This is a genomic window from Rhizobium sp. BK049 (genome assembly GCF_014193135.1).
Lineage (GTDB): Bacteria > Pseudomonadota > Alphaproteobacteria > Rhizobiales > Rhizobiaceae > Rhizobium.
The window spans coordinates 35739-51014 of record NZ_JACHYV010000032.1 but is presented as its reverse complement, the minus strand read 5'-3'; the positions used below and the strand labels follow the sequence as shown (position 1 = coordinate 51014).

At 61.1% G+C, this 15276-nt stretch carries 17 protein-coding genes and 2 pseudogenes; 12 read left to right on the top strand and 7 right to left on the bottom strand.

Going from position 1 to position 15276, the window contains the following annotated elements:
* Positions 1–2: 2 nt before the first annotated feature.
* Positions 3–524 carry a helix-turn-helix domain-containing protein gene (locus FHT70_RS26490; RefSeq protein ID WP_183705912.1) on the bottom strand — a complete coding sequence of 174 codons (522 nt, stop codon included), beginning with the start codon at positions 522–524 and terminating at the stop codon, positions 3–5.
* A gap of 89 nt (positions 525–613) precedes the next feature.
* Between FHT70_RS26490 and FHT70_RS26485 the strand changes: the two genes are divergently transcribed.
* Positions 614–1255, top strand: a complete 642-nt coding sequence (locus FHT70_RS26485) for a dihydrofolate reductase family protein (RefSeq protein WP_183705910.1) — start codon at positions 614–616, stop codon at positions 1253–1255.
* Positions 1256–1447: 192 nt separating this feature from the next.
* On the opposite strand, the gene FHT70_RS26480 is transcribed toward FHT70_RS26485, so the two are convergent.
* Positions 1448–2908, bottom strand: coding sequence for an adenylate/guanylate cyclase domain-containing protein (locus FHT70_RS26480; protein ID WP_183705908.1), 1461 nt, complete (start codon positions 2906–2908; stop codon positions 1448–1450).
* 380 nt (positions 2909–3288) lie between these two features.
* On the opposite strand from FHT70_RS26480, the gene FHT70_RS26475 reads away from it, so the two are divergent.
* Complete coding sequence (locus tag FHT70_RS26475) at positions 3289–3492, top strand: hypothetical protein (RefSeq protein ID WP_085778553.1); 204 nt, start codon at positions 3289–3291, stop codon at positions 3490–3492.
* 107 nt (positions 3493–3599) lie between these two features.
* Here FHT70_RS26475 and FHT70_RS26470 read toward each other — a convergent pair whose 3' ends face one another.
* Complete coding sequence (locus FHT70_RS26470) at positions 3600–4250, bottom strand: TetR family transcriptional regulator (protein WP_183705906.1); 651 nt, start codon at positions 4248–4250, stop codon at positions 3600–3602.
* A gap of 91 nt (positions 4251–4341) precedes the next feature.
* Here FHT70_RS26470 and FHT70_RS26465 point away from each other — a divergent pair, with 91 nt between their 5' ends.
* A complete protein-coding gene (locus FHT70_RS26465) occupies positions 4342–4995 on the top strand; it encodes a class I SAM-dependent methyltransferase (RefSeq protein WP_183705905.1) in 654 nt (217 codons plus the stop codon).
* Between the two features lie 150 nt (positions 4996–5145).
* Here the strand turns inward: FHT70_RS26465 and FHT70_RS26460 are convergent.
* Positions 5146–5319, bottom strand: a pseudogene (locus tag FHT70_RS26460) (PadR family transcriptional regulator); the annotation flags it as partial.
* A 93-nt stretch (positions 5320–5412) separates the two neighbouring features.
* Between FHT70_RS26460 and FHT70_RS26455 the strand changes: the two are divergent.
* The 3 genes and pseudogenes from FHT70_RS26455 to FHT70_RS26445 all read left to right on the top strand — a co-directional run.
* The gene (locus FHT70_RS26455; protein ID WP_183705941.1) at positions 5413–6225 is read left to right on the top strand and encodes a hypothetical protein; all 813 of its coding nucleotides are present in this window, start codon (positions 5413–5415) and stop codon (positions 6223–6225) included.
* A 173-nt stretch (positions 6226–6398) separates the two neighbouring features.
* Positions 6399–7397, top strand: a complete 999-nt coding sequence (locus FHT70_RS26450; protein WP_183705903.1) for a DUF808 domain-containing protein — start codon at positions 6399–6401, stop codon at positions 7395–7397.
* A gap of 135 nt (positions 7398–7532) precedes the next feature.
* A pseudogene (locus FHT70_RS26445) lies at positions 7533–8007 on the top strand (SDR family NAD(P)-dependent oxidoreductase); the annotation flags it as partial.
* Positions 8008–8145: 138 nt separating this feature from the next.
* On the opposite strand, the gene FHT70_RS26440 reads toward FHT70_RS26445, so the two are convergent.
* The gene (locus tag FHT70_RS26440) at positions 8146–8613 is read right to left on the bottom strand and encodes an Lrp/AsnC family transcriptional regulator (protein WP_183705901.1); all 468 of its coding nucleotides are present in this window, start codon (positions 8611–8613) and stop codon (positions 8146–8148) included.
* A gap of 125 nt (positions 8614–8738) precedes the next feature.
* Here FHT70_RS26440 and FHT70_RS26435 point away from each other — a divergent pair, with 125 nt between their 5' ends.
* The 4 genes from FHT70_RS26435 to FHT70_RS26420 all read left to right on the top strand — a co-directional run bounded on the left by FHT70_RS26435 (position 8739) and on the right by FHT70_RS26420 (position 12411).
* A complete protein-coding gene (locus FHT70_RS26435; RefSeq protein WP_183705899.1) occupies positions 8739–9953 on the top strand; it encodes an argininosuccinate synthase in 1215 nt (404 codons plus the stop codon).
* A gap of 292 nt (positions 9954–10245) precedes the next feature.
* Positions 10246–10419, top strand: coding sequence for a hypothetical protein (locus FHT70_RS26430; RefSeq protein WP_176536321.1), 174 nt, complete (start codon positions 10246–10248; stop codon positions 10417–10419).
* A 318-nt stretch (positions 10420–10737) separates the two neighbouring features.
* Positions 10738–11514 (top strand): phosphodiester glycosidase family protein, encoded by a 777-nt coding sequence (locus FHT70_RS26425; RefSeq protein WP_183705939.1) that lies wholly within the window; start codon positions 10738–10740, stop codon positions 11512–11514.
* 495 nt (positions 11515–12009) lie between these two features.
* Positions 12010–12411, top strand: a complete 402-nt coding sequence (locus FHT70_RS26420) for a GFA family protein (RefSeq protein ID WP_183705897.1) — start codon at positions 12010–12012, stop codon at positions 12409–12411.
* A 39-nt stretch (positions 12412–12450) separates the two neighbouring features.
* Here the strand turns inward: FHT70_RS26420 and FHT70_RS26415 are convergent, their stop codons facing one another.
* Complete coding sequence (locus FHT70_RS26415) at positions 12451–12924, bottom strand: VOC family protein (protein WP_183705895.1); 474 nt, start codon at positions 12922–12924, stop codon at positions 12451–12453.
* A gap of 162 nt (positions 12925–13086) precedes the next feature.
* Here FHT70_RS26415 and FHT70_RS26410 point away from each other — a divergent pair, with 162 nt between their 5' ends.
* Both FHT70_RS26410 and dapB read left to right on the top strand, forming a co-directional pair.
* On the top strand, positions 13087–13302 hold the full coding sequence (locus tag FHT70_RS26410) for a hypothetical protein (RefSeq protein ID WP_183705893.1): 216 nt from the start codon (positions 13087–13089) through the stop codon (positions 13300–13302).
* Between the two features lie 144 nt (positions 13303–13446).
* Complete coding sequence (gene dapB, locus FHT70_RS26405; protein WP_183705892.1) at positions 13447–14235, top strand: 4-hydroxy-tetrahydrodipicolinate reductase; 789 nt, start codon at positions 13447–13449, stop codon at positions 14233–14235.
* A gap of 31 nt (positions 14236–14266) precedes the next feature.
* On the opposite strand, the gene FHT70_RS26400 is transcribed toward dapB, so the two are convergent.
* A complete protein-coding gene (locus FHT70_RS26400; protein WP_183705937.1) occupies positions 14267–15205 on the bottom strand; it encodes an ornithine cyclodeaminase family protein in 939 nt (312 codons plus the stop codon).
* Positions 15206–15276: the final 71 nt, after the last annotated feature.

The following is a 15276-nucleotide window of genomic DNA, read 5'->3' as shown; positions in this document are numbered from 1 at the left end:
AATCACGCCACCTCAGCCGCCATCTTCTCCCGCACCTCCAGAAATGCCGCCGTCAGCTTCGCCAGCACCGGCGAAGTCACCGTCCCGTTTGCCCCGCCGATCGGATCGACGATGTGGATCCGCCGAAGATCCTCCATGAATTCGTCCCAGAGCGGCTGTCCGCCCTCTTCCAGCAACTCGGCGCGAATGCTGAGGTCCTCGCTCACCGGCAGGTGACGCCTGCCCCAAGCGCCGATCATGGCGAACAGGGGAACGAGCTGGATTGCCGGTTCCGTCAGGCTGTAGATTGCTTTCTGGCTGTGGCTCGGATCGTCCCGCTTGCTGATGAAGCCGAGCGAGAGCAGCCGCTTCAGCCGGGCAGCCAGGATATTGGAGGCGATCCCCTCCTCCGAATGATTGAGCAGATCGCGGAAATGCCGGCGGTTGCCGAACATGATGTCGCGGATAATAATCAGACTCCATCGGTCGCCGAGCACCTCCATCGTCAGGTTGATCGGACAGCCGGACCGCGATTCTATATCCACGAAGCATCTCCTGCAGAAACCAGTTGCATTATAGGATCACTCGTGCGAGATAACAACTAGTTTCAAATCGCAATCAGATGGAGGAAAACATGTCTAAGGTGCGCGTCACGGGGTTTTCCGTTTCCGTGGATGGTTTCGGCGCCGGGCCGGAGCAAAGCCTGAATGATCCGCTCGGAAAGCGCGGGTCGGAAATGTTTCAGTGGTTCTTCCACACGCGCACCTTCCGCGCGATGATGGGTAAGGACGACGGTTCATCCGGTATCGACGAGGATTACGCATCCCGCGCCATGGCCAATTTCGGCGCCTTCATTCTCGGGCGCAACATGTTCGGCCCGATCCGCGGCGAATGGCCCGACGATGCCTGGAAAGGCTGGTGGGGTCCGAACCCGCCTTACCACGCGCCGACCTATATCCTCACCCATTATCCACGCGAACCGCTTGTCATGGAGGGAGGCACCACCTTCCATTTCGTCACCGGCGGTATTCATGAGGCACTCGACCGGGCGAAGGCGTCGGCCGGCGATAAGGATGTGAAGATCGGCGGCGGGGTGGCGACCGTCCGCCAATATCTGCAGGCGGGTCTGATCGACGAGCTGCATTTCGCCGTCTCGCCCGTCGTGCTCGGCAAGGGCGAAGCGATGTTTGCAGGCATCGACCTTCCTGCTCTGGGCTTCGGCGTCATCGAGCATGCCGCCAGCGAAAAAGCCACGCATGTCGTACTGGCGAAATAACCGAGCCCCCGGTTCAGTCCGGCGATCTCCAGCGTGAGCATCGCCGGAAGAATATTTCTTCCGGCGTCAGAACCAGGCGTCTGCCATCGCCGTCTCGCCTCGCGTCGATCCCGTCACATTTTGCCCGCGCTTTTATATAGGCTTCTCCACATGCATCGCGCGGTCGTCCATCTTCATAACGACTTTCATAAATCAACGGACTTGGAATTGGGCCGGCATCACCCGGTAGACGCATGCCATCCCTTCGACGCCCCGAAGCGGAGCCTCGGAGGCGACCACCCTGTGTCCGGAGAGCAGCCGGCTGACGTCAGGCGCCGAAAACAGGGCTTCGGATAGACAGATCTCGCCGGCCTCGGCCAATGATTGCACCCGTGCCGCGACATTGACGGTCTGCCCGAAATAATCAAGGTTGTCGTTCAAGGTCACGGCGATCGACGGACCGCAATGGGCGCCGATCTTCAGGATGATGCTGGGATCGCCATGCTCGCCGTTGAAGCGCTCAATTTCTTCAAGCATATGCAGAGCAGCCGAGATGGCGTCGCTCGGGCGGGAGAAGGCCGCCATCACCGCGTCGCCGATCGTCTTGACGATCGCGCCCGAATGCTCCTCCACCGTGGCGCCGAGCAGGGCGAAATGCTCGCGCACCAGCGCATAGGCATTGAGGTCGCCGAGCCGCTCGTACATCGCGGTCGAACCCTTGAGATCGGTGAAGAGAAGCGTCACCTGGCGAATGCCGAGGCCCTCCCTTTCATCAACGCATTCGGAGCGAAACAGCCTCCGAAAAGTCTGGCGCGCAAGCAGCATCCCGCCCGACATGTAAGGATCGAAATCGAGAACAGGCTTGGTGGTCTGCGCCAGGATCTCGGGCGGCCAGTTGATGAGGAGTAGTGAGCCGCGCGCGGCAGCCGAGTTCTCGACTTCGACGATGACCGGGCCGGGCCGAACCGCTGAGGACGAAGGGCAAAAATGCCGACCGTCGTACCCGATTCTGAGGAGTGCCGGCGCCGTAACGGGCTGTCCTGTCACCGGCAGCGCAAAGCTCGCCTGGGTCTCCACATTGATGCCAGCGAGCGCACCTGGGCCGAGTTCAGCCCTGATCGTCGTAACTGAACCCGGCGTCAGGAAGGAAAGGCCGCGCACCAGCCCTTTCAGGACGTCGAGGAAGCGGACCTGCTGACCGGGCAGCCGCGCATCGCTGAGAAACCGTGCCTTCCAGTGAAAATCCTCGACCGAGAGCGAGCCGGGATCGTGAAAAGACAGCCGGCGCAGCTGCGGCGACACTGTGAACGTGACTTCGATGAAATCGTCGAGGTCGGTTTCGCCGGAGACGTCGCATAGGCCGCAGACATAGTGAGTCTTCAGCGTTCTCAAGGCGCCGAAACTATCGAGCACCATTCCGGATTGGGGACATACGACGTCCCAGCTCATCTCGAACAAACCGCTGCGCGTCGCATAGAGAAAGAGATCGATGCTTTCCGCCTCCGAAATGGCGACGTCGTGCGCGAAAGCCAGCGGGTTGATCCGGTAGAGGGACAGATCGTCACCGCTGCGGATCAGGTTTTCGAATTTTGCGAGGCCCCGCGGGCTCCAGGACCGGGCCTGCTGGATCTCGGTCATCTTGCTCTCAAGGAGCCGTTCCTGAACGTCAGTCATCTGACGCCTCGCAAAGTTCGGCCAGGCCATGCGACCGGGGATCGTCGCGATTATAGCAGACGCTCGTCCGTGCGGATCAAACGGAGCCTAGCCGAGCAGAAGTCTTACGGATTAGCCCGGACAGGCAACGCCAGGGTTTTCAGAAGCTTTTCCCGCTCGATCGCCTATCTCGGCATTCACTATCTGCGACATCCGGATTGCCTCAGCGGACCATAACGCTCAGCAGTCCTGTTCTCGACCGGTCCTCAACTAAGCGTGTCCAAATAGCTGTGGCATTGCTGCAGAATGAGCGTAGAGTACGCGTCATCGGCCCATCGGATCATCGGCACGACCGCTTGAGAGACCGTCGTGCTCTTGCCGCTTCATTGAGGGTACGGAAGATGCTCTTGTCGCTTATTTCACTCGACGACAGCCAAATAACCATCGTCACCGATGCCGTTCGGCAATGGTGCTGCGAGAAAAAGCTCGACATCAATAGCCTCGAAGGACGCCGCGCCATCACCGTTGCCGTCGATCTCGTGCAGATGAACACGGCCCGCGACCGGCTTTTTGCCGAACTGTCGAAGCAGTTGGGTCACCAATAGGAATCCGAAATCGGTCCATCAGGGCTGCCCCTGCGCCGTGACAGGGGCTGCGATAATCCGTGGCCGGCTCGCAGAAAGCCTCTCATTTGCCGTGTTGCGGTCGTTTGTTAGGAATTCACCGCGTCCCGGCCGGATTCGAGCTTTTCAAGATACGCTGCGAACATGTCGGCCATGGCTTCCGCGTAGGTTTCGATCTCGCTCAAGCTTCGGGGAGCCTCCGAGAACTGCTTGCCCACCGTGGCGAGCGTCGTGACGATCAGGTCACCGGCAAGTGCCCGGCTTGCCTCCGGGACCGATGGCAGCACCTCCTGCATGAACAGCCCGATGATGCGGTCTCCCGACGCCCTCACCGCCTGCGCCTCCGGCGCATCGCGATAAAGCGGCGCTGCGTCGTGAAGCGCCACTCGCATCGCCGCCTCCTCACACTCGGAGCGAAGAAAGGCGTGAACAAGGCTGCGCAGCCGTTCGAACGGCGGTCGTTGTGCATCGGCAAGAATATCGGCGAGCATGCCGTTCGTCTGCCGCCATTCGTCGCTCTGCAGCCGGAAGAGGATTGCCGCCTTGTTGGGGAAATATTGGTAGAGCGAACCGATACTGACGCCCGCCCTCTCCGCTACCCTCGCCGTGGTGAAGCGATGGGCTCCCTCACGCGCCAAAACCTGAGCAGCAGCATCGAGGATCGCCGCCACGAGCTCCGTCGAGCGGGCCTGCTTAGGCTGCTTTCGTGAAGAAATCCGGGTACTTGGCCGGTCGCTCATGGCGGCTCTCCGCAATGCGATTAGAAAATGCGAGGGATTATTCGTATTTTTCACCCAGCGCAAGACCCTCATCATTCCAAGGAGCCCTCCGATGACGACACTGACCACCGCGCCACTCGCGCCTCTCCTCGACCGCCTGTTCGAAGAAGCCGCCGCGGCGACGAGCCCCGCCATATCCGAGCTTTCCAGCGAGGAGCGGATGCGCCTGATCAGCAGCAAGACGGAATATCTCGACCTTTACGGGCGACTGAAGGATCTCTGGCTTCCTGTCTCGCGCGAGGCCGGCACGCTGCTCTACATGCTGGCGCGCAGCTGCCGTGCTCAAACGATCATCGAGTTCGGCACATCCTTCGGCATCTCGACCCTCCATCTTGCTGCAGCACTGCGCGACAATGGCGGCGGCCGGCTGATCACCAGCGAGTTCGAACCGTCGAAGTTGAGGCGAGCGCGCGAAAACTTGACGGCTGGCGGCCTCGTCGACCTTGTCGAAATCCGTGAGGGAGATGCCCTCCACACCCTCGGCACCGATCTTCCTGATACCATCGACCTCCTGTTTCTCGACGGCGCCAAGGGCCTCTATCGTGACATCCTGGAACTGGTGGAAGACCGACTTCGACCGGGCGCCCTCATCGTCGCTGACAATGCCGACCTCAGCCCCGAATATCTCGCCCGCGTTCGCTCCGCCGCCGCTGGCTATCTGTCGGTCCCGTTCGAAGAGGACATCGAGTTGTCGATGCGCGTCTGAGGATATTCGCACCGGCTCCGCGCCCTCACCCTTGGATGTCCGCAATGGCATCAACGGTGAGGCCGCGCACAAGCATCGCACAGCACCATCGCAGCCACTTCCGGACAAAGCCGGTCACGCTCAAAGACGCTTTTCGAAGAAAAAATCCGGCTATGGATCGTCATTGAACCGCTCGATCTCGGTCCAGCCGGTGCCGTGATAGAGCTGCTGGGCCTCGGAGAGCGCGCTGTTGGTATCCAAACGCAGGAGCCGGATGGACAACTCGCGGGCGATCGTCTCGGCAGCCGACATAAGCCGTTTTGCCATCCCGAGACCGCTGGCTGCCAAAACTCGAAGTGTCAGGCGGGTGCGCCGACCGCCTTGCGCATTCCCACTCCCTCACCTATGGCAACGCACCCCCCTTCACAAGGCTGCCCCGTGCTCCGCTTTATCCTCCACGCTCTGATCGTCATCATTCTGACGCTGCTCACCCAAATCGGCAGCCTCACCTATTTGATAACGCTTGCCGTCGGACCCACCTTGCGCCTGCGCCGACTTGCCGCCAACCTCGCGCTCTTTCTGCTTCTCTACGCCGACGGCACCTTCGTCGCGCACCTCACCGCGCCCGCGTTTGGCCGGGTTCCGCTTTCCTGCTTCGTCGGCACCGCCGATCCGCTGGTCATCCGCTCGCCGATCTACTGCGCGCTCAACCGCAACTACGTGACGCCTGAACTGCGCGATCTGGCAGGGGCACTCGCCGCCCACATGGATAAGCAGTTTCCCGGTACCGTTACCGTCGCGCTGGATGCGAACTTTCCCTTCGTCGACGGTTTTCCGCTGCTGCCGCATCTCTCTCATGCCTACGGCAAAAAACTCGATTTCGCCTATTATTACAAAGATGCCGAGGGCGCCTTCCTGAACGGCGCCACACGCTCCCCGATCGGCTATTTTGCCTTCGAGGAGCCCGCCCCGGGCGACGAACTGCCCTGCGCGGGTCGCCACGACTGGCTCACCACGCGTTGGGATTTCGACGCCCTGCAGCCACTCTTCCCGGACTACCAGATTGAGGAGCAGCGCACCGCGGAAGCGATCGCCTGGCTGACGACGGAAGGCGTCGCGCGCTTTGGCTTGCAGAAGATCTTCATCGAGCCGCATCTGAAGAATACGCTTGGCATCACCGACACCCATGTCCGCTTCCAGGGCTGCCGGGCCGCGCGTCATGATGACCACATTCATGTCCAGATTGAATGAGCGGCTCGCTTGCACACGGCAGGAAATCCCACCTACGCCACGGACCCGTCCCGGCCGGGTGACCACCTGACCTTTCGGTCAGGCACGGCCAAGCATCCATAGAGGCGCCCCTTTCCGGCTGCCGCCCGATTGGATATTCTCGCCGTCATTGTCCCTGAATGAGAGGTTTACTTGTGAGTGTCGGCCTGATTGCCCTCCTTGATGATGTCGCAGCGCTTGCAAAGGTGGCCGCCGCTTCTCTGGACGACGTGGTTGCCCAGGCGGGCAGAGCCGGCGCCAAGGCCGCCGGCGTCGTGATCGACGACGCAGCCGTCACGCCGCGTTATGTAACCGGCCTCTCGGCTGCGCGCGAATTGCCGATCATCGCGAGGATCGCCATCGGTTCCCTCAAGAACAAGCTGGTCTTCCTCCTGCCGGCCGCACTCGTCCTTAGCCTGCTCGTGCCGCAGGCCGTGATGCCGCTGCTCATGCTCGGTGGGCTCTACCTCTGCTACGAAGGCGCCGAAAAGGTCTACGAACTCGTCGTGCCGCACGCGGCCCATGCCCATGAGCACGCTCTCGAGACGGTCAGCATCGACCCTAAGACCTTCGAGGACGAAAAGGTCGCGAGCGCCATCAGAACCGATTTCATCCTCTCGGCCGAGATCATGGCGATCACCCTCGGCTCCCTGTCCGATTCGGGTCTGGCGACGCAGGCGCTGATTCTCGCCCTGGTCGGTACTCTGATCACGGCGGCCGTTTACGGAGTCGTCGCCTTGATCGTAAAGGCGGACGACTTCGGCCTCTGGCTTGTCCAGCGCTCTTCCCGCTCCCGGACAGGCGCGTTCCCGCGCATGCTCGGGCGCGGCCTTGTGCAGGGCATGCCCTATCTTCTCAAGGTGCTGGGTCTGATCGGGACGGCGGCGATGATCTGGGTCGGCGGCGGCATCATTGCGCATGGCGCCGAAAGCTTTGGCTTTGCCTGGCTGAGCCATCTGCTCCACGATGCCGGGGAAGGCGCCGCGCACGCAATGCCTGCCGTTAGCGGCGTGGTTTCCTGGCTGGTCCAAGCTGCCGGCTCAGGTCTCGTCGGCATCCTCCTCGGGCTTGCGACAATCCCGGCCGTCGGCTACGTCGTTGCGCCCGCATGGCGGTGGTGCGCAGCACGCCTGCGCAGGATGAGGACTGCGTAGTCGCGGAACAGATCTTGCTTACGTCGAAGCGCCGGCACCATCAATCGGCATCCCTTTCATCATACGCATGCTGCGCCGCAAAGATTGCGTCCATTTCTGCTCCGCCCAGTGAGCGAGTGCCGAAACCGTATCCCCACGCCCTATGTCATCCTGCACCCGAACTGGTTTTCCGACAACTTCCACACCTTCTGGAAACCAGGCATCGACCACTCCAGATCGCGCTTCCCGCCGCCGAAGGCAAGTCGAGTTTCATCGACGCCCGAGACATCGCGGCAAGCGGCGTGGCAGCGCTCACCTCCTCGTCCTTCGACGGCAAGGCCTTCAACCTGACCGGCCCGGAAGCGCTCTCCTATGCCGAAGCCGCCGCCATCCTCTCCGAAGCGATCGGCAAGCCCGTCACCTATAACGCCGTCTCCGACGAGGCCTTCATCGAAATGCTGACGAGGGCTGGCGTGCCGGCCGGCTATGCAAGCTTTCTCGCTTCAATCTTCTATCCCGTCCGCCAGAACTGGACGGCCGTCTTGACCGGCGACGTCGAGACGCTCACCGGCAAGGCCCGCGCTCACTGAAGTCCTACGTGGCCGACTATGCCGCCGCGCTGAAAGCATAGTTGCCGAATGAAGCGCAGGCGGCGGATCGCCGCCGTCCGCGCCGCTCCAGCCTCACCCCGAGGCGCCCCGTAGCAGCCTCGAAGGACGGGGCTGGTCGCCCCGCGCTATATGGCTCCGAAGCGCAATGCCTTAGAACGCTACCGCAACGGCAGTTCGAAGCTCCGCTTCAGTGTTTCCATCGGCACATCGGTCTTGACGTTGAGGACGCTCGGAATGCGTGTCAGGTGGTCGGCCTGAAAACGCCAGTAGCTGTGCAGATCGGCAGTGACGATCCGAAGCACGGCATCACACTCCCCTGCCGTCAGGTAACATTCCATCACCTCGGGAAAGCGCCTGACGGCTTCGGCGAACCGCAGCGTGACCTCGGCATCCTGGGTCTTGAACCACACGCGGGCGAAAACCGTCAGCCCTGCTCCGACCTTGGCCGGATCCAGTACGGCGACGTAGCGATCGATGATCCCAGCCTCTTCCAAAAGGCGCACGCGGCGCAGGCAGGGCGAAGGCGACAGCCCCACCTCTTTTGCCAGCTCGACATTCGAAATACGCCCGTCACGCTGAAGCACCCGCAGGATATGCCGATCGATCGAGTCCAAAGTGATTGGCATTTCATGGCCCCAGTTTATCTTGGAACGGCATAACATGCCAAATCTTCGCAATTCTCAGGAAGCTTCGCAAGCTCATTGCGTATGAGCTGGCCTATTGTTCCATTGGTCAAATCGGAGAGGGACTGGTGGCGAAAAAAATAGAGAAAATCGTGCTCGCTTATTCGGGCGGGCTGGATACCTCGATCATCCTCAAATGGTTGCAGGAGACTTACGGATGCGAGGTCGTGACCTTCACCGCCGATCTGGGTCAGGGCGAAGAACTCGAGCCGGCGCGGTCGAAGGCGGCAATGTTCGGGGTCAAGGATGTCCGCATCGTCGACCTGCGTGAGGAATTCGTCCGCGACTTTGTCTTTCCGATGCTGCGGGCCAACACCCTCTACGAGGGTCAGTATCTCCTCGGCAGCTCCATCGCCCGGCCCCTGATTGCCAAGCATCTGGTCGCCATAGCCCGGGAGGTCGGCGCGGACGCCGTTGCCCACGGCGCGACAGGCAAGGGCAACGACCAGGTCCGCTTCGAACTGGCCGTCGATGCGCTCGATCCGTCGATCGGGGTCATTGCTCCATGGCGTCGATGGAACATCCGCTCCCGCACCCAGCTACTGGAATATGCCGAGAAGCATCGGATCCCTGTGCCGAGCGACAAGCGGGGCGATGCGCCGTTCTCGATCGACGCCAACCTGCTGCACACCTCGACCGAAGGCAAGATTCTCGAAGATCCGGCGGCGATCGCCCCCGCTTATGTTTACCAGCGCACCGTCGATCCGCTCGACGCCCCTGATACCCCCGAGACCATCACCATCGGTTTCGAGAGCGGCGACCCGGTTTCCCTGAACGGCCAGGCGATGACGGCGGCAACACTGCTCACCGAACTCAATGGCCTCGGCGGCCGGCATGGCGTCGGGCGGCTCGATCTCGTGGAAAACCGCTTCGTCGGCATGAAGTCGAGGGGCGTGTACGAGACGCCGGGAGGAACGATCCTTCTTGCGGCGCATCGCGGGATCGAGTCGATCACGCTCGATCGTGCCGCCGCACATCTGAAGGATGAGATCATGCCCCGCTACGCCGAGCTGATCTATAACGGCTTCTGGTTCGCGCCCGAGCGGCACATGCTGCAGGCGCTGATCGACCGAAGCCAGGCCCTCGTCAACGGCGAGGTGACGGTCAGGCTCTACAAGGGAAGCGCCTCGGTTATTTCCCGCAGCTCGCCCTGCTCACTATATTCCGCCGACCTCGTCACCTTCGAGGAAAGTTCCATCGCTTATGATCATCATGATGCCGAAGGCTTCATCAAGCTCAATGGACTGCGGCTCAGGAATTGGGCTGCCCGCCATACACGGTGAGCGGCTGATCTTAACTCGGCAGCGCCATCTCTCAGCATCCACCAATGCCTTCATCGAAGGCATTGCTCCTAACGCTTCGAGTGCTTGTTGGAGCGCACTATGCGGATCTCGCTCGCGCGGCCGAACTACTGCCCCACCCATGGGAAACCGAGGAAGCTAATTCAAACGATTTTAAAAACCCCACCAAAAGCTAATCGATTTTAATTTTATCATTCAAATTTTCTTGTTGCGGCGCAAGAGAATTTAACCATTAATTTCCGCAGATGCTCAGTATGTTCGTTGAGGAACCCGCATGACTGTGACATTTCCGTTGACCGAGAAGCGCGACGCAGAAGCGCTGCTGAAGCACTTGACGGCGCACAAACTTAGCTTTCCCGGAAACTGCGTCGTATCGCTCAAGGCGCACGTCGCCCACGTCTCATCCTCTCATACAACAGCGCTCGGCACCGCCCGTACCGCCTGGTAGGATTGAATGTTCCCACCTTTGCCGGGTGCCTGGGTTCTGATGATGGAGGCGTTTTGCCGCTGAGAGTCCTTCCCACCTCATCGGTCTGATCCACTTCTTCTGCCAGCGGGAGAAGAAGAGCATGACGCTATCGTTTCGTTCCAGCAGAAGAAGGAGGCAGGACGCGTTTCACGAGAAATCTTGGATACTCATCCCGGCTGACAATCGTTGCTGTACCGGTAAAAATTCCTATTCCGGCCGTCGCCGATGGCGATGAAAAACCCGGCGCTGCGGCCGCACGATAGGAAATCATATCTCGTCATGACTATTCTGATACCAATGCCCTATCTCAAACAAGCCATGCTCGCCGCGGCCATGATGCTGGCGACAATGATGGCATTCCTGCCTCAGGCGCATGCAGAGCCATGCGAACAGGAAACTTTCGACCAAGCGGCGTACGTCGTTTGCACGCTGGAAGCAGGAAAAGCCGACCTGCGCCTGTTCTGGAAGGGCGCCGATGGCCAACCATACCGCGCTTTTTCACGCTTGGCCGAAGCCGTTCGCGCCGAGGGGAAAACGTTGGCCTTGGCCATCAATGCCGGAATGTACCGGGCCGATTTTTCGCCGATGGGACTATATGTCGAAAACGCCAGAGAATTGAAATCCGCCAATACCGCAGGGGCCGGAGGCCCCCCCGGTCAGGTGCCGAATTTCTACAAGAAACCGAACGGCGTGTTCTTTCTTGGTGAAGTGGGCGCCGACATACTCCCGACCGATGAATTTCTGAGGCGTGCCCCCAAGGTGCGGTTCGCCACGCAGTCCGGCCCAATGCTCGTCATCGCCGGCAAGCTGAACCCGATCTTCATCCCCGGCTCGACAGACCGGACCCGCCGAAGCGGGGTCGGCGTCTGCGCGGGTGGCGCGGTTCGCTTCGCAATCAGCGAAGACGGGGTCAATTTCCACGATTTCGCACGGCTCTTCCGCGACCGACTGCAATGCCCTGACGCGTTGTTTCTCGATGGCGGACGAGGTGTTGGGCTTTACTATCCAGCATTAGACCGCAACGATTGGTCCTGGCATGGCGGCTATGGTCCGATCTTCGGGCTTGTGGAATAGGCACGACGAATTCGGCCCTTATCGAGACCCACAGCGCCGTCAGCCGGCCCTTGCATTTGACCGAAGTCGATATCGACCATGACCCCGTAGTGTGCTCGGCCATATTCCATCCACCGGCTGATCGCGGACGCGTTCGCAGGACCGGATTTCCGCCCGCGGGCACTTCGACCTATAGGGCAGAGGTCTTTTGAGGAGAGGCCTTGTTGCCGCCGTAGGTCATTCGGTCAGCCTTCAGGCGAGCCGGCGATGGTTACTCGATTGTCTTCGGGAATGAAGCCTCCAGTCGTTACGCCGTCGATGGTCGCCGAATGCCCCAGATGACTGTCAGATTGATTGCTTCACCGCCATCGACGTCAGCGCCATGGCGATGACCACCCCTCGGAACGGCCACAGGCCCGTGAAAGGCAGCGGCCGAGCGATCGAAGTGCCAATTGCGGTCGTTGCGTGATTGAGGCAGGATGCAGCCGTTGAACGGGGAAGTGGATCCGAGCGCTCATGCTGACGGGCTCATGTCATTGCGGCAAGACGGGCTGGACCTTCGAAGGCGATCCGGGATCGATCACCGCCTGCAACTGCACCCTCTGCCGACGCTACGGCACGCTCTGGGCCTATGATTACGAAGGAGAGCGGATCACCCTTATCGGCCAGACCGCCTCTTATACCCGGTCCGGCAGGGCAGCGTCGTCGCTTGAGATCTTATTCTGCCCATCCTGTGCCTGCGTCTTGAGTTGGCGCGGTCTGCGCCTGCAAAAGAATGGCCGCCGCCGCATGGCGGTCAACATGCGGCTTGCACCGCCGGAACTCGTCGCCGATCTCCCCATCGATCATTTCGACGGGCTCGACACATTCAAAGATCTTCCCTCCGACGGGCGCTGCGTACGCGATCTCTGGTTCTGACAGCCCGACATCTGTCGGCCTCGGGCGGGCGATGGCGCCTCAACCGCGCCGAGCCGCCTCGATCGCCGCGACATCGATCTTTCTCATCGACATCATCGCGTCAAATGCACGCTTTGCCTGATCACCACCCGCCGAGAGCGCTTCTGAGAGGACACGCGGTGTAATCTGCCAGGACAAACCCCATTTGTCCTTGCACCAGCCACACTCGCTTTCCTGGCCGCCATTACCGACGATGGCGTTCCACAAACGATCGGTTTCTTCCTGATCCTCCGTAGCGATCTGAAACGAGAAGGCTTCACTGTGTTTGAATGCAGGGCCGCCGTTCAGACCGATGCAAGGGATACCCGCGACAGTGAATTCAACAACCAAAACATCTCCCTGCTTACCGTCAGGATAATCTCCCGGCGCCCGAGTGACAGCACCCACCGCGCTGTCGGGAAACGTCGCGGCATAAAAGCGGGCCGCGTCTTCAGCGTCTTTGTTGTACCATAGGCAGATCGTGTTTTTTGCCATTGCGGCGGTCCTTCCCTCTTGGTTTGCAATTCTACTGAAATAAGAGAGAGATCGCCTTTCTCCAGCCTATGCATGTTATTTCGGCAACGGCCTTGCGTCCTCGCCGCAAAAGGGTGTCAGAGTGGCAAGCATCGTCTGCGCGCGATTGAAAGGGCCGAAGCCATGCACAAGTTCACCGTTACCCTCACCCGCGAGATCGAGGCCGATACCGCCGAGGAGGCAGCCTTGCTCCTGTATCAGGAACTTTCGAAGGGACCTGTCCCTGACCGCTACTCGGTCACCGACGAGACGAAGGTGACCATGGAGGTAAATCTCGACCGGAACAAGGCTGATGAATTCGCCAGCATCGATCACACCGCCGATCCCGGCAACTGGTAAGGCCAGTCGTTCACAGGGACGGTCGCAACAAATCCCCTGCTTTACGCCGGCAGCGTAATTGCGGTAGGTCCAGAATGCCGTTCCGGCGCGAACCCCGGATGCAAGCGGCCGCTCCATCGTAAATATTCCAGCCAAGGAAAACACGTGACCTCCCCTGTCAAAATAGCCGTCGCCGGCGCGAACGGCCGCATGGGTCGCACCATACTGCCGCTGCTCGCGGCCGATCCGGCTTTTGTCGTCATCGGCGGCATCGGCCGCCCCGGCTCCGCCGGTGAAGGGTTGATCGACCGTGCGGCCGCAATTGCTGCCGCCGACGTGATCCTGGATTTCACGACGGGAAATGCCGCCGCCGAACTCGCCGGCCTCTGTGCCTCGGCAGGCGGGCCGGCCCTGGTGATTGGAGCGACAGGTTTCGAGCCAAATGATATCCAAAGGATCGCAGCCGCCGCCCAAACGATTCCGATCCTGCGCTCCGGCAACTTCTCCATCGGCGTCAACATGCTGGTCGGCCTCGTCGCCCAGGCGGCGCGCGCTCTTCCCGAGCATGACTGGGATATCGAAATCCTCGAAGCCCACCACAACAGGAAGATCGATGCGCCGTCCGGTACGGCGCTGATGCTCGGTGAAGCGGCCGCCGAGGGCCGCGGCGTTTCCCTCGCATCCGTCGAGCGGCGTGGGCGCGACGGCGTCACCGGCGAGCGACTGCCCGGCGAGATCGGCTTCGCCGTCCTGCGCGCCGGCGGGATCGTCGGAGAACACAGCGTCCTTTTCGCCGCCGCCGAGGAAGTCGTGACGCTGTCGCATTCGGCTCTCGATCGCGGCATGTTCGCCCGCGGCGCGCTTGCCGCCGCCCGCTGGATTGCAGGGCGCGCACCCGGCGAATATGGCATGCGGGATGTGCTGGGCCTGACGGCAGAAGGCGCAAATAGATAGAATGAACAGAGGCTTGAAGGGCGTCTTTGACTCAATGTCTACACCGACACCCCACCCTATCGAGCACCGCCGCGGCGACGACGACTTCAGTTCCGGCAAGGCCTACGGAGCAGAACAGCGTTATCTCTTCGGGCGATCTCCGCCCTGACGCTTTCCCGGCAATGATGTCGGCGAGATCGACCAGGCGGCTGTCGCTGCCGGAGCCTGTCAGGAAAAAGGGCGATGGGTATGCGCGCGCTTGTTCGGGAGAATCCGTCGCGATCACGGCCGCCGCGTCTGCGAGATCCAAGCCGAGTTCGTATCCGTGAAGCGTTTTCGGGCCGACAGTGTTGACGTGCGCGCCGGCCTTTAAATCGCCCGCATGGAGGACGGGCGTTTGGCTTGTCGTCGCGCAGATGACGATATCGGCCTCATCAACGGCTTTCGAGACGCTATCGACAGGCTCCGCCTTAAGACCCAGGGCGAGCTGCATCTCGCTTGCAAAGGCAGCACGATTTTTCTCATCGCGGCTATAAACGCGGGCGTGATCGAGGTTGCGAACGGCGGCAGCCGCTGCAAGCTGGGTTCGCGCCTGCGCTCCGCTGCCGATTATGCCGACGATTTTGGCGTCAGGCGCGCCGAGATGCCGGATCGCCAAACCTCCGATCGCGCCAGTCCTGAGGCTTCCCAGGAGCGATCCGAGAACGATCCCTTTGAGCCTGGCGTCGTCGGCCGGCCATACGGCGACGATCTGCGCATGCTCAGCCCCATCGAATGTGTCGTAGACGCGAAAACCCGCGAGCGGCTTCTCGCCCATGATATCGCCAACGGTAAAAACGAGATCGCCTCGATCAGGAAACGACACATGATGCCTCGGTGGCGAGATCAACCGGTTGGCGGCCCTGGCATGGAAGGCGGTCTCCAGCGCGTCGATCGCGACCGCCATCAACCCGCTATCGTCAATGTCCTTGTCCATCAGGATTTTCATCACGGCGACCTCCGATTCAGGCTGCATCCTGCAACCCCAATCCCACTTGAGGTCAAGAGGCCGATGGTCCGCCG